14 protein-coding genes are annotated in these 12,486 nt (G+C 71.8%); 7 read left to right on the top strand and 7 right to left on the bottom strand.

Features of this window, described 5'->3' with window-relative positions:
* Nucleotides 1-88 precede the first annotated feature (88 nt).
* Both ACZ7CH_RS19530 and ACZ7CH_RS19525 read right to left on the bottom strand, forming a co-directional pair.
* On the bottom strand, nt 89-1,015 hold the full coding sequence (locus tag ACZ7CH_RS19530; protein WP_458431194.1) for a sigma-70 family RNA polymerase sigma factor: 927 nt from the start codon (nt 1,013-1,015) through the stop codon (nt 89-91).
* Entirely contained in the window at nt 1,012-1,974 is a 963-nt protein-coding gene (locus ACZ7CH_RS19525) for a helix-turn-helix transcriptional regulator (protein ID WP_458431195.1), read from the bottom strand. The genes ACZ7CH_RS19530 and ACZ7CH_RS19525 overlap by 4 nt, the downstream gene beginning before the upstream one ends.
* A gap of 186 nt (nt 1,975-2,160) precedes the next feature.
* On the opposite strand from ACZ7CH_RS19525, the gene ACZ7CH_RS19520 reads away from it, so the two are divergent.
* Nucleotides 2,161-2,352, top strand: coding sequence for a S1 RNA-binding domain-containing protein (locus tag ACZ7CH_RS19520; protein ID WP_360400137.1), 192 nt, complete (start codon nt 2,161-2,163; stop codon nt 2,350-2,352).
* A gap of 56 nt (nt 2,353-2,408) precedes the next feature.
* Here the strand turns inward: ACZ7CH_RS19520 and ACZ7CH_RS19515 are convergent, their stop codons facing one another.
* The 4 genes from ACZ7CH_RS19515 to ACZ7CH_RS19500 all read right to left on the bottom strand — a co-directional run bounded on the left by ACZ7CH_RS19515 (nt 2,409) and on the right by ACZ7CH_RS19500 (nt 5,871).
* The gene (locus ACZ7CH_RS19515; protein ID WP_458431196.1) at nt 2,409-3,269 is read right to left on the bottom strand and encodes a hypothetical protein; all 861 of its coding nucleotides are present in this window, start codon (nt 3,267-3,269) and stop codon (nt 2,409-2,411) included.
* A complete protein-coding gene (locus ACZ7CH_RS19510; RefSeq protein WP_360400143.1) occupies nt 3,266-3,727 on the bottom strand; it encodes a hypothetical protein in 462 nt (153 codons plus the stop codon). The genes ACZ7CH_RS19515 and ACZ7CH_RS19510 overlap by 4 nt, the downstream gene beginning before the upstream one ends.
* A 123-nt stretch (nt 3,728-3,850) precedes the next feature.
* The gene (locus ACZ7CH_RS19505) at nt 3,851-4,327 is read right to left on the bottom strand and encodes a hypothetical protein (protein ID WP_360400146.1); all 477 of its coding nucleotides are present in this window, start codon (nt 4,325-4,327) and stop codon (nt 3,851-3,853) included.
* Nucleotides 4,327-5,871: a helix-turn-helix domain-containing protein gene (locus tag ACZ7CH_RS19500; protein ID WP_470374479.1), complete on the bottom strand. Its 1,545-nt coding sequence runs from the start codon at nt 5,869-5,871 to the stop codon at nt 4,327-4,329. Before ACZ7CH_RS19500 ends, ACZ7CH_RS19505 begins: the two co-directional genes overlap by 1 nt.
* Nucleotides 5,872-6,139: 268 nt before the next feature.
* On the opposite strand from ACZ7CH_RS19500, the gene ACZ7CH_RS19495 reads away from it, so the two are divergent.
* The 4 genes from ACZ7CH_RS19495 to uvrC all read left to right on the top strand — a co-directional run bounded on the left by ACZ7CH_RS19495 (nt 6,140) and on the right by uvrC (nt 9,617).
* Nucleotides 6,140-6,628 carry a hypothetical protein gene (locus ACZ7CH_RS19495; protein ID WP_360400152.1) on the top strand — a complete coding sequence of 163 codons (489 nt, stop codon included), beginning with the start codon at nt 6,140-6,142 and terminating at the stop codon, nt 6,626-6,628.
* Between the two features lie 9 nt (nt 6,629-6,637).
* On the top strand, nt 6,638-7,036 hold the full coding sequence (locus ACZ7CH_RS19490) for a Rieske (2Fe-2S) protein (RefSeq protein WP_470374478.1): 399 nt from the start codon (nt 6,638-6,640) through the stop codon (nt 7,034-7,036).
* A 106-nt stretch (nt 7,037-7,142) separates the two neighbouring features.
* A complete protein-coding gene (locus ACZ7CH_RS19485) occupies nt 7,143-7,646 on the top strand; it encodes a Rieske (2Fe-2S) protein (protein ID WP_470374477.1) in 504 nt (167 codons plus the stop codon).
* A gap of 42 nt (nt 7,647-7,688) precedes the next feature.
* Nucleotides 7,689-9,617, top strand: a complete 1,929-nt coding sequence (gene uvrC, locus ACZ7CH_RS19480; RefSeq protein ID WP_470374476.1) for an excinuclease ABC subunit UvrC — start codon at nt 7,689-7,691, stop codon at nt 9,615-9,617.
* Between the two features lie 139 nt (nt 9,618-9,756).
* On the opposite strand, the gene ACZ7CH_RS19475 is transcribed toward uvrC, so the two are convergent.
* Nucleotides 9,757-9,996, bottom strand: a complete 240-nt coding sequence (locus tag ACZ7CH_RS19475; RefSeq protein WP_470374475.1) for a hypothetical protein — start codon at nt 9,994-9,996, stop codon at nt 9,757-9,759.
* Between the two features lie 238 nt (nt 9,997-10,234).
* Between ACZ7CH_RS19475 and ACZ7CH_RS19470 the strand changes: the two genes are divergently transcribed.
* Both ACZ7CH_RS19470 and rapZ read left to right on the top strand, forming a co-directional pair.
* Entirely contained in the window at nt 10,235-10,807 is a 573-nt protein-coding gene (locus tag ACZ7CH_RS19470) for an HD domain-containing protein (RefSeq protein ID WP_470374474.1), read from the top strand.
* A gap of 816 nt (nt 10,808-11,623) precedes the next feature.
* Nucleotides 11,624-12,481 (top strand): RNase adapter RapZ, encoded by an 858-nt coding sequence (gene rapZ / locus ACZ7CH_RS19465; RefSeq protein ID WP_053738354.1) that lies wholly within the window; start codon nt 11,624-11,626, stop codon nt 12,479-12,481.
* The last annotated feature ends 5 nt before the right edge of the window (nt 12,482-12,486 follow it).

The following is a 12,486-nucleotide window of genomic DNA, read 5'->3' as shown; positions in this document are numbered from 1 at the left end:
GGTTTCGCCCGGTGTTCTCCTGACGTCGGTCAAGCGCACCCGCGGTCCGCGCCACGACCTCGTCCCGCTGCGGCTTCCTGCTCGGACCTCATGCGGTCGAAGGCAGCCCGAACCGCGGGAACAGGCTGAGGTCGAAGAACGACGAGACGCGCGTGATCCGGTCGTGCCCGACCTCCAGCACCTGGAGGTTGAACGGCCGGTACCCGCCGTCCTCGCCCTCCAGGTACAGGCCGTAGGCGGGCTGGCCGTTCGCCTCCGTCGCGATCATGCGCGCCCTGCCGGGGACGGCCGGGCACTGGTGCACGAGGTGCCACGCGATCATGTCCGGGCCGCGGTACCACTGCGGGTACGGCGGCATCTCCCACACGACGTCCTCGCTGAACAGCGCGACGATCGCCGGGATGTCCTTGGCCACGAACGCCTCGACCCACCGGTCGAGCAGCTCCCGCGCCCCGCCCGGTTCGGTGACCTGGTCCTCGCTGAGGTCCTTGAGCCGGTCGTGGGCGCGTTGCAGGGCGCTGTTGACCGCGGCGACGGTCATGTCCAGCCGGTCGGCGGTCTCTGCGGCGCTGAGCCGCAGGACGTCGCGCAGGATCAGCACCGCGCGTTGCCGTGGTGACACGTGCTGCAGCGCCGCGACGAACGCGAGCCGCGTGCTCTCCCGTTCCGCGACGATCGCCGCCGGGTCGGTCGGGAACGGCTCCAGCCACGGCACCTCGTGGTCCTGGGTGAGCGGGTCGTCCTGCGTGGCGCCGCGGGTGCCGAGCCCGGACGGCAACGGCCGGCGGGCGCGGCTCTCCAGCGCGGTGAGGCAGGCGTTCGTGGCGATCCGGTACAGCCAGGTGCGCACCGACGACCGGCCCTCGAACCGGTCGTAGGACTTCCACGCCCGCAGGTACGTCTCCTGCACCAGGTCCTCGGCGTCGTGCAGCGAGCCGAGCATCCGGTAGCAGTGCGCGAGCAGCTCGCGGCGGTACGGGTCCACCGCGGTGGCGAAGTCGGTCGTGGCCGTCATCCCCGGACCCCGATCGCGGTGCGCATGCGGTCGATGAGCGTGCCGATGTGGTCCCTGAGCTCCGGCGGTTCGTGCACCTCGAAGTCGAAACCCAGGTACAGCAGGAAGAACACCATCCGGTCGAGCGACTCGGCGCCGGTGCGCACGAGGCACGTGTCGTCGTCGATCGCCTCCAGCGACACCGAGGTGGGCGTCGAACGTTCGGCGACCGCCCGCACGGGTGCGTGGACCGTGAGCACGGCCTGGTAGGTGTAGACGCTCGACGCGACCTGGCGCGACACGAACTCGCCGAGCTCGGGGGCAGGCGGTTCGCGCGGCGCGAACCGGGCCGCGAGCGCCGGCTGCTCGGTGATCCGGTCGACCCTGAACGTCCGCCAGTCCTCTTTGGACACATCCCACGCGACCAGGTACCAGCGGCGGCCGGTGTGCACGAGCCCCTGCGGCTCGACGAGCCGTTTCGCGGGCTCGCCGTGCGTGGCGGCGTAGGTGAACCGCAGCTGCTGGTGGTCCCGGCAGGCGGCGGCGATGACCGTGAGCGTCTCCGCGTCGACCACCGGCCCGCCCGCGACCAGGGGAGTGGTGTGGGCCTGCAACGCCTGGACGCGCCTGCGCAACCGGCTCGGCAGGACCTGCTCCAGCTTGGTGAGCGCGCGCACCGACGTCTCCTCGATGCCCGCGACCGTGCCGTTCGCCGCGGTCCTGAGTCCTACGGCGACGGCCACCGCCTCGTCATCGTCCAGCAGCAGCGGCGGCAGCTCGGCACCCGCCCCCAACCGGTACCCGCCCGTGGCGCCGGGAAGCGACGTGACGGGATAGCCGAGACTGCGCAGCTTGTCGACGTCGCGGCGGATCGTGCGCACGTCGACGCTGAGCCGGCCGGCGAGCTCCGGGCCCGTCCAGTCGCGCCGCACCTGCAGCAACGAGAGCAGCTTCAGCAGCCGTGCGGACGTCTCCAGCATGGGCGGAAGTCTAAGTTCCATTGCGGACAACCGCGGGAAGTGGCTAGTCTTCCCGGTATGACTGCCGGGTCGGCCCTGTGCCGTGAGCGGAACGGTTGCCCGGCCCTGACTTGATCAGGGCCCCTCCACCCCCGCGCTTCCTCCGTTCTCAAGGGGAACTGCGCACGGGAGAGGAGGTGATGCGCAATGCTTCCCAACGTTGGTGATGTCTTCTCCGGGAAGGTCGTCTCGACCGTCCCGTTCGGCTCGTTCGTCGAGCACCCCGCCGGGGCACACGGGCTGCTGCACGGTCAGCAGGCCGAGGTCGGTTCGACCGTGCAGGTGAAGGTGCTGGTGGTGGACGACGCGCAGCAGCGGTTCAGCCTCGAACTGGCCTGATCCGCCTGACCGCATGAGCGCGTGACCGGACAGAGGCGCCCTGTCCGGTCCTGTGCTCACGCCCTGCGGTACTCCGCGCACTCGCCGACCAGCCGGTCGTGCAAGGTCCTGCGGTGCCCCTGTTCCCGGGGTGCCGGGCCGAGCGCGTCCGCCGGGCTGTCGACGCCGTGCAACAGCCGGTACAGCACCACGTCCGTTGCCGTGCAGAGCCAGTCGTCCGCACACCCCGGTGGTGCGGCGGGTCCCAGCGCGTTCTCGAACCACGCCGGGAACAGCAGGTCGCGCGCGACCGCGTCCTCGATGCGCTCGCGGATCTGCCGGCGTGCCTCGGCGACCGCCTCGTTGCCCTGCGACCGTGCGGCGGCGTCCCCGGCGTGCGCCTCGTCGTCCGGTGCCGGCGGCCGCCGCCCGAGCTTCCCGAACGCCTGCCACCGCGCGTACTTGGCGCGCCACAACGACTCCGCGTTCGCCGGGAGGTTCGTGAGCCCCTCGGCGGCGTCGATCGCCTCGGCGAGCCGGGCGTCGTACCGCGCGATCAGCTTGCGCGTGTCCTGCGCCTCCTGCGGCGTGAACGTCTTGCGCGCGTAGGCGTCCTGCCCCGCGAGGATCGTGTCGACGAGCGTCTGGTCGATGCCGGGCCAGTCGTCGAAGTCGGCCCTTTCCGCCACCCCCGCCCGCACCTTGCGGTTGAGCGCGACGAGCAGGCGTTCGAGCCGGTGGACGCTCTCGGCGAGCTCGCTCACCCGGTCGTTGGTCCCGGTGAGTCTGCGGTTGTTGTCCCTGATCTGGTTGGTGGCGCTGAGCTGCTGCTGCGCTCCCGCGGTCTCGACGTCGTCGAGGCGCGCGGTGAGGGTGCCGAGGTCCTTCCTGAGCCGTTCGACCTTGTCGCCGAGCGCCTTGACCGGGTCGATGTTCACCGCAGCGTCCTCCACGCCCACCACACGCCACCCGCGACCACGGCCAGTGCCGCCCACCCGCGCAGGACCGGGGTGAGCAGCACCCCCGCGAGCGCGGCGGAGATGGCGGCGGTGCGGGCCCGCGGCTCCCACAGCCGCGTGCCGGTGGGGTCCACGAGCACCGCGGCCGCGACCGCCAGCGCGAGGACGACCGACACCAGCGACCAGGGGTCGAACCACCCGATGACCACGGTCAGCGCCGCGACCGCCGTGACGGCCGCGACGACCCGGTTCGGGACGGTGAGCCTCGCCGACTCGACGTCCCTGCGCGCCTGCACGACGGCCTGGACCTCCCGGTCGGTGTCGGCGAGCAGGGCGGGGAGCTCGGGGCTGCCGGGGTGGGTCGCCTGGAGTGCGCGCAGTGCTGTTCGCAGGGAGTGCTGGCGGTCGGCCAAGCGGGCGAACGGATCGGCTGCCATGTCCCGGAAGCGTGATCAACGGGGGCGGGGTGTGGGTAGGGCTGCGCGACGAGTTGGTCCGGTTGCCGACGAACTTCGCTCAGGTGGCGTAGCGCAACCCCGGGCACGGCCCCACCCCCGTGCTCACGACTTCCTGCGCGCCTCCGGCGGCCACACGACCTCGATCGGCACTCCGGACGCCCGTGCCTGCTCGACCACGTCCGCCGTGCCGCCCCTGCCCTGCGCCGGCACCCCGTCCCACACCGCCACGAGCAGCTCGACCGAGGCCAGCACGCGTTCGTTCGCGGCGACGTAGGCAAGCCGGCCCGACGTCATGTGCGGCAGCACGCTGACGACCGTCGCGGCCGACCGCAGCTCGTCGTACTCGGCGACCTGGTGCGGTTTGAGCCGGTCGCGGTAGTCGAGCGCCGGGAGCACCACCTCCACCTGCCCGCCCAGGTCCAGCACCGCGCGCGCGAACACCTGGTCGGCGCCCGGCGCGAGGCACGTGACGCCGACCAGCGGCCGGCCCAAGCCGGCTAAGACCGCCGACAGCGCGGCGCGGACGGCCGGGACGCACTCGGGGACCAGGTTGCTGTGACCGGTGACACCGACGCGCATCAGGCGGTCCGAATCGCCCTGATCGCGTCGCGCGTGTCCTGCACGGCGGGGATGTGGCGGTGCCGTGCCGCCTCCTTCGCGAAGTCCTCCAGCTTGCGCAGCACCCGGCCCGAGGAGAGCTTCGCCGCCGTCGGCAGGACCTCGTTGATCAACCCGCACGCCGCCTCCGGGTCTCCCGCGACCATCTTGGTGCGCGCCAGTCCGATCACGTCGAAGGCGCGGTTGCGCACCTTCGAGGGGTCCCTCAGCTCCAACGCACGCCGAATGTGCTGCTCGGCGTACACGGCCTGAGAGGGGTCATGCATCGCGAGGTCGCGGCAGCGGGCGCCGATGACGCCCTCCAGCTCGGCCTCGTCGAAGCTGTGCAGGTAGTCCGGCTCGTGCGACGAGTCGCGCTGCGCGAAGCTGTCCTGCGCCATGCCGACGGCCTGGTGGAACTCGCGGACCTTGCCCAGCTGCGCGTAGGCCCAGGCCTCGCGCGTGAGCAACAGGGCCTTCAACGTCGGCGTGCCGGTGCGGCGGGTGCCGTACTGGCCGAGCTGCACGAGCTCCAGACCGTCCTCCGGGCGGCCCAGGTCGAACATCTGCCGGGCCATCGCGGCCAGGCACAACGCGGCGAAACCGTCGTTCTGACCGGCCTTCGCCATCCGGATGGCGAGCACGTAGTAGCGCTGGGCCGCGTTGTGCAGGCCCGCGTCGAACGACATGCTCGCGGCCACCTTCGACAGCTCGGCGCCGATGAAGAACGCCCGTTCCGTCAACGGGCCCGCGGGGGCGCGCTGGAGCCGTTCGGCCAGCTCGTCGAGCTGACCCAGCACGGCCTTGCGGGCCAGCCCGAAACCACCGCGGCCGCCCCAGCCGCGCAGGCCGTCCGCGACCTGCTGCAACGCCGCCAGCTCCTCCTCGCTGATCGCCGAGTGCGACGACCACCGCGACAGGTTCTGCAACGGGTGCAGCCAGCGCTGCAACGGCTCGACCAGTGCGGACCCCACCGTCACCGCGGCCGCTCCCGTGAGCGCCGCTCGTCTGCTGATCGCCAAGTCGCTCCTCGCCGTCTCCTCGACCGAACGGGCAATGCTCGTCGCCTCCCACGGGGCGGCGAGCACATCCGGTGGGCCCGAACCGGGGGAACCCACCTGAGCTGGGGTGACGACCCGGTCGAACCACAGCCGCTCGCCCGGCACGCCGAGCACCAGCGCGAAGTGGCGCAACCGGTCGAGGCGGTCGATCGGGTTCTCACCCGACTCGTAGCGCGAGAGCTGGGCCTGGCTGATGCCGAGCCACGCCGCCATGCGGTCCTGGGACACCCGGCTGAGGTGGTGCGGGTGGTGGCGGTACGCGGAGATCAACGCGCCCATGTCGCGGTCGGTGCAGGCGGCCGCGACCGAGGGGTGGTCCCAGAAGTCGTCGGGGACCGCGGGAGGGCCGTGCACGCCGGAACGGGCGTTGCGGCGGCACCGGTGGCACAACCGGTCGGTGTTGTCGGCGGCGATGAACGCCCCACACGGGCAGGCGCGCCTGGACTTGGGTCTCGCGGCATCCATCGGCATCGCTCCCGTCACTGAGCGATTACCAAGTGTACGGAGCCGTGATCGTCAGTCCATCCATCTCATGCATAAGACGTAATGGGTACGCGTGTCGCACCCCCGGTACCCCCGCCCGGCGGATGAGCTTCATGCGTCCGCTGCATGAAGCCCATGCACCGGGCGAGTGGTGCTGACGCGAAGTGCGAAGCACCCTGCACATCGTCGGGTCGCGGGTCGATCCCCGTGACCGAGTGCCTGACCCACCCGAAGGGGAGGACGACCGCCGATGAGCCTCACGACCGCGGAGACCGGCAAAGCCGGTGTCCCACAGAACAGGGCACACGACCGGGCGATCGGGGAGGCCGTCGCCGGCTACCGGTTGCTCGGCTGGCAGGTGCAGGTCACCGAACAGGGCGTGTTCCTGCCCCTCGGGCCCGCCACCACCGCGCTCGCCATGCCGGCCCGCATCGGGTCGCGCGTGCTGGCCGACCTGAAGTCGCGCATGCTCGCCGGACCGGTCACCGTCATCCCCGGCCCCCGCGAGCACTGGATCTTCCTCGCCGAGCTGGTCGCGTTGCTCCCGACGCACCTCAAGGCCCCGGCCGAGGTCCAGTTCGTGCGCTCGCCCCACCGGATCGCGCTGCCACCCACGATGACCAGGTACGGCTCCCTGCGGTGGGCGAACCCGCCGTCGCACTCGCGGCACTGGTTCCCGCCGTTCACCGCAGTGCTCGCCCTGGCCCGGACGGCCGTCGCGGAGGACCAGCGCCGATAATCGGCACCCGTGGACCGTCGTTCAGTGTTGTTGTGCGGGCTCGTCGCGGCTTTGAGTGCGTGTGGCGAGCCTGCGCCGCGCAAGACGGGCGGTGTCGGAACCGCCCGTGCGGGGGACCGGGTCACCCCCGCGTCGTCCGTGCCCGAGGGCAGCGGCGTGCTGGTGGACATGCCCGGCAACGCCCAGCTCCTCGTCGTGCAGCCCCGGCCGGGTGAGTACCGGGCGTTCAACCCCTCGTGCCCGCACGTGGGCTCCCTGGTGAACCCGCCCGCCGCCGGCGTGATCACCTGCCCGCTGCACGGGAGCACCTTCGACCCGGCCACCGGCGCCGTCCGCAGAGGACCCGCGACGTCCGGCCTGACCGAGGTCGGCATCACCCTGTCCGGTGATGACCTGCTGCTCGCCTGAGACCTGTGGAATTGCTGTGCATCCGGCCCGTCGCTGAACTCCCGCCGCCCGGATCGCGTACTGCTGTGGTGTGACCCCGAACACCACCCACCACGGAGGATCGGTCGTGACCACCGAAAGCCCAGTCAGCAGGCGGGCTGCCCTGTGCGGAATCGCGGTTGCCCTCGCCGTGCCCAGCGGCCTCGTGGCCTGCAGCTCACCCGGCACGTCGTCTGGCACCGCACCGACCCAGCAGGGGAGCGGCAACACCGGCTCCACCGGCTCCACCGGCTCCACCGGCTCCACCGGCTCCACCGGCTCGACCGGTGCGGCGGGAGGTGCGCTGGTCGCGCTGGCCGACGTGCCCGAGGGCGGCGGCGCCGTCGTGGACGCACCCGGCGGCAAGAAGATCGTCGTCGCCCGCATCTCGGCCACCGAGGTCAAGGCCTACGACGCCACCTGCCCGCACCAGGGCTCGATGGTCGCGGAACCGTCCGCCGGCACCATCACCTGCCCCTCCCACGGCAGCCAGTTCGCCGCTGCGGACGGCAAGGTCAAGAAGGGCCCCGCCACCTCCGGCCTGCGCGCCGTGCAGGTCCGCGTCGACGGCGACCAGGTGGTCCTGGCCTGACCCTTTCCACTTTTGTCAGACCCCGTCGTTAGGCTGGGTCACGTGGCAGATCCTTCGACGTACCGCCCTTCTCCGGGCTCGATCCCCGAGGCCCCCGGCGTCTACAGGTTCCGCGACGCCGGTGGCCGGGTCGTGTACGTCGGCAAGGCGAAGAGCTTGCGCAGCAGGCTGAACTCCTACTTCGCGGACCTGTCCGGGCTGCACCCGCGCACGCGGCAGATGGTGACCACGGCCGCGTCGGTCGAGTGGACCGTCGTGACCACCGAGGTCGAGGCGCTGCAGCTGGAGTACAACTGGATCAAGGAGTACGACCCCCGGTTCAACGTCCGGTACCGCGACGACAAGTCGTACCCGGTGCTGGCCGTCACGCTGTTCGAGGACTACCCGCGGCTGCACGTCTACCGCGGCCCGCGCAAGAAGGGCGTGCGCTACTTCGGCCCGTTCGCCCACGCGTGGGCGATCCGCGAGACGCTGGACCTGCTGCTGCGCGTGTTCCCCGCGCGCACCTGCTCGGCCGGTGTGTTCAAGCGCCACAACCAGATCGGCCGCCCGTGCCTGCTCGGGTACATCGACAAGTGCTCCGCGCCGTGCGTGGGCAAGGTGTCCGCGGACGAGCACCGCGACATCGTCGACGACTTCTGCGACTTCCTGGCCGGCAAGACCGACCACATGGTCCGCCGCCTCGAACGCGAGATGCTGCAGGCGTCGGAGGAGCTGGAGTTCGAGCGCGCGGCCCGGCTGCGCGACGACCTGGGAGCACTCCGCCGCGCGATGGAGAAGCAGGCCGTGGTCCTCGGCGACGGCACGGACGCCGACGTGATGGCGTTCGCCCAGGACGAGCTCGAGGTCTCCGTCCAGGTGTTCCACGTGCGCGGCGGCCGGGTCCGCGGCCAGCGCGGCTGGGTGCTCGACAAGGTCGAGGCCGTCGACGACGGCGCCATCGTCGACCAGTTCATCATGCAGTTCTACGGCGACAACACGGAGAGCACACCGCGCGAGGTCCTCGTGCCGGTGCTGCCCGACGACGCCTCCGCCCTGGAGGACCTGCTCTCCGAACAGCGCGGCTCCCGCGTCGCCCTGCGCGTCCCGCAACGCGGCGACAAACGCGCACTGCTGGAAACCGTGGCGCGCAACGCCTCCGAGGCGTTCGCCCAGCACAAGCTCCGCCGCGCCGGCGACCTCACCGCGCGCTCGGCCGCGTTGCAGGAGCTGCAGGACGCCCTGGCCCTCGACACCGCGCCGCTGCGCATCGAGTGCATCGACATCAGCCACGTCCAGGGCACCGACGTGGTCGCGTCGCTGGTGGTGTTCGAGGACGGCCTGGCCCGCAAGTCCGAGTACCGCCGCTTCGCCCTGCGCGAAGCCGCCACCGAGGGCGACGTCGCCTCCATCGCCGAGGTCGTCCGCCGCCGCTTCCAGGCCATGCTCCGCGAAACCGCCTCCGGCGGCCCCAACCCCGGCATCGACCCGGACACCGGCAAACCCCGCAAGTTCGCCTACCCGCCCAACCTCCTGGTCGTCGACGGCGCCGCCCCCCAAGCCGCCGCAGCCGCCGACGTCCTCGCCGAGCTCGGCATCACCGACGTGGCCGTGGTCGGCCTCGCCAAACGCCTGGAGGAGGTCTGGGTCCCCGGCGAACCCGACCCGGTGATCCTCCCGCGCACCAGCGACGCCCTCTACCTCCTGCAACGCATCCGCGACGAGGCCCACCGCTTCGCCATCGCCTACCACCGCCAAAAGCGCTCCAAGCGCATGATCGCCTCCGAGCTCGACAACGTCCCCGGCCTGGGCGAAACCCGCAAAGCCGCCCTGCTCCGCCACTTCGGCTCGGTCCGCAAACTCAAACAGGCCACAGTGGACGAAATCAGCGACCTCCCCGGCTTCGGCCGCCGCACCGCCGAGGCCGTGGTCGTGGCCCTGTCCGCCCCCGCCCCCTCCACCCCGGCACCCCACCCCGACCCAGCCCCATGACCCCCGCTCCCACCGACCCACCCCAGCCACCCACACCGGCGGCTTGCTCACACACCCCGACTCCGCCGGACGCTCCGGCTCCGTCAGCTGCTTCGGCTCCGCCGGGCACTCCGGTTCCGGAGCAGCCGCTCGCACCAGTTCAGCCGCCTGGTCCGGCTGCTGCACCCGCCGCGGCCCAGCCACCCGCCGACGCGGAGCCATCCACGCCGGTCGTGCCGTCCACCCCAGGTGCGCCGCGCACTCCAGCCGCGTCGCGCGCCTTGGCAGTGCCGCGCATCCCAGCCGCGTCACCTGCCCTGGCCGCGTCGCGCACCTCGGCGGTGCCGCGCATCCCGGCCGCGTCGTCGCCCGCCCTGGCCGGATCGCTGGCCCCAGCCACATCGCGCACCTCGGTCGTGCCACACACCTTGGCCGCGACGCCCGCCCCAGTCGTGCCGCGCACCCCAGCCGCATCGCCGGCCACAGCCACATCACGCACCTTGACCGGTCCGCACACCCTGGCCGCGTCGTCCGCCCCAACCGCGCCGCGTACCCCGGCCGAGTCACGTGTCCCGTCTCCGTCGCCCACGCCCTCACCGCGACTGCCGACACCCTCGCCCCCGCCACTCACCGCAGCGATGACCCGCGCCCTGACCGAAGCCGACTGGCTCTCCCCGTTGCCCGCCCAGGCCGCCGACCTCCTGATCACCCTGCAGGCTCCACCCCGGTTGATCGCCCACCTGCGCGCGGTGCACGACGTGGCCCGCCAACTGTCCGACTGGGTCGCCCAACACCACCCCGAAGTGCCGTTCGACCGTGAGGCGGTCCTGTTCGGCGCCGCCACCCACGACATCGGCAAGGTCGAACACCCCGCAGAACTCTCCGCTCCGGGCTCCTCCCACGAGCCGGCGGGCCACGCCCTCCTCCTCCGCCACGGCGTGCCGGACCACCTGGCCCGCTTCGCCAGCACCCACGGCTCCTGGACCGCCCCCGGCACGACCTTCGAGGACCACCTGGTGAGCCTCGCCGACAAGGCCTGGAAGGCCAAACGCGTCGAAGACCTCGAACAACTGGTGACCACCCACCTCGCCACGGCCAGCGCCCGCGAGCCCTGGGACGTCTTCCTCGCCCTCGACGACGAGCTCGACCGCATCGCCTCCACCGCGGACGCCCGCCTGGCCTTCCAGTCGAGCCACCCCATCGCAGGCTGACCCCGATGCTCGCCACACACCCGCCCGTCACGCACACTCGGCTGGCCACGCACACTCGGCTGGCCACGCACACCCGGCTGGCCACGCATGCCCGCCCGCCATGCACACCTGCCCGTCACGGGCACCCGGTCGGCCACGCACGCCCGCCTGCCACGCATGCCCGGCCAGCCATGCACACCCACCTGCCATGCACACCGGCCCGCCACGTACGTCCGGTCGCCACGCACCCGCCCGCCGTTCCGACTCAGCCACCGCTCTGGCTCAGCCACCGTTGCTCCCGCCCAACTGCCACTGCTCCCGCCCGGCGGCCCACCACTCCGCCCCCCGCCCCCTTCCTTCTCGGCGCGGCGAAGACGACCATGGTGTTGAGACATCTGAAAGACGGCGCCAGGCGCAGATCCGGACAAGCTTCACCCGTCCGAGTGACGGCCACCGCAGTCGGGAGCACAACCAGCCCCGAAGCGCCCAACCAAGTGGGCCAAGCGCGCACCCTCACCGTGACGCGCGCGTCACCGTGGCCCGAACCTGCCGCGCGCGGAGGGCCTCGCAGTGGAGACTGCACCCGGCGCGGTGGAAGAACGGAAGGCGCGCCGAACTGGCACACCTGTCCAGAACCGGCAGACCTGCCCGAACCGCAGAGCTGCCCACAACCGGCAGACCTGCCCCAACCGCAGAGCTGCCCACCAACCCCAGAACCGCCCAGAACTGCCCGAACCCCAGAACCGCCCACAGCACAGCCCACCGAGAAGCGGAAGCTGACGCTCCCGCTCATGAACAGGTAACGGAGTCGTAGTCGTGAACGCGGAGAAGTCCGGCATCGAAGTCGCCGTGGTGACCGGGCTGTCCGGTGCGGGTCGCAGCACCGCGGCCAAGTGCCTGGAGGACCTCGGCTGGTTCGTCGTGGACAACCTGCCCCCGGAGCTCATCGCCACGATGGTCGAGCTCGGCGCGCAGGCGCGAGGGGCGATCACCAGGGTCGCCGTCGTCATGGACGTGCGCAGTCGTGCGTTCACCGAGGACCTCGCGTCGATCATCAAGGACCTGGACGCGCGCGGGTACAAGCCCCGCGTCCTCTTCCTCGAAGCCACCGACGCCGTGCTGATCCGGCGGTTCGAGGCGGTGCGGCGCGGTCACCCGATGCAGGGGGACGGGCGGTTGCAGGACGGCATCGAGGCGGAGCGGGTCCTGCTCACGCCGCTCAAGCAGGAGGCCGACCTGGTGCTGGACACGTCAGCGCTCAGCGTCCACCAGCTGCGGGCCAAGATCGAGGACACGTTCGGCACGGAGGCCGCCACCAGGACGCGGGTCACGGTGCTGAGCTTCGGTTACAAGTACGGGCTGCCGATGGACGCCGACCTCGTCATGGACGTGCGGTTCCTGCCGAACCCGTTCTGGATCCCGGAGCTGCGCGAGCAGACGGGACTGGACGGCGAGGTGCGCAACTACGTGCTGTCGCAGGAGGGGGCCGAGGAATTTCTGGACCGGTACCACGAGTTGCTCAGGCTGGTCGGCGCCGGATACCGGCGTGAGGGCAAGCGGTACCTGACGCTCGCGATCGGGTGCACGGGTGGCAAGCACCGCAGTGTCGCCCTGTCCGAGGAGCTGTCGGCGCGGCTGGCGAGTGAGGACGGCATGGCGGTCAAGGTTGTGCACAGGGATCTGGGACGCGAGTGACGGAG

The organism is Lentzea sp. NPDC037011 (assembly GCF_055607425.1).
The sequence above is the reverse complement of the archived record's forward strand: the minus strand, read 5'-3'. Positions and strand labels throughout refer to the sequence as shown.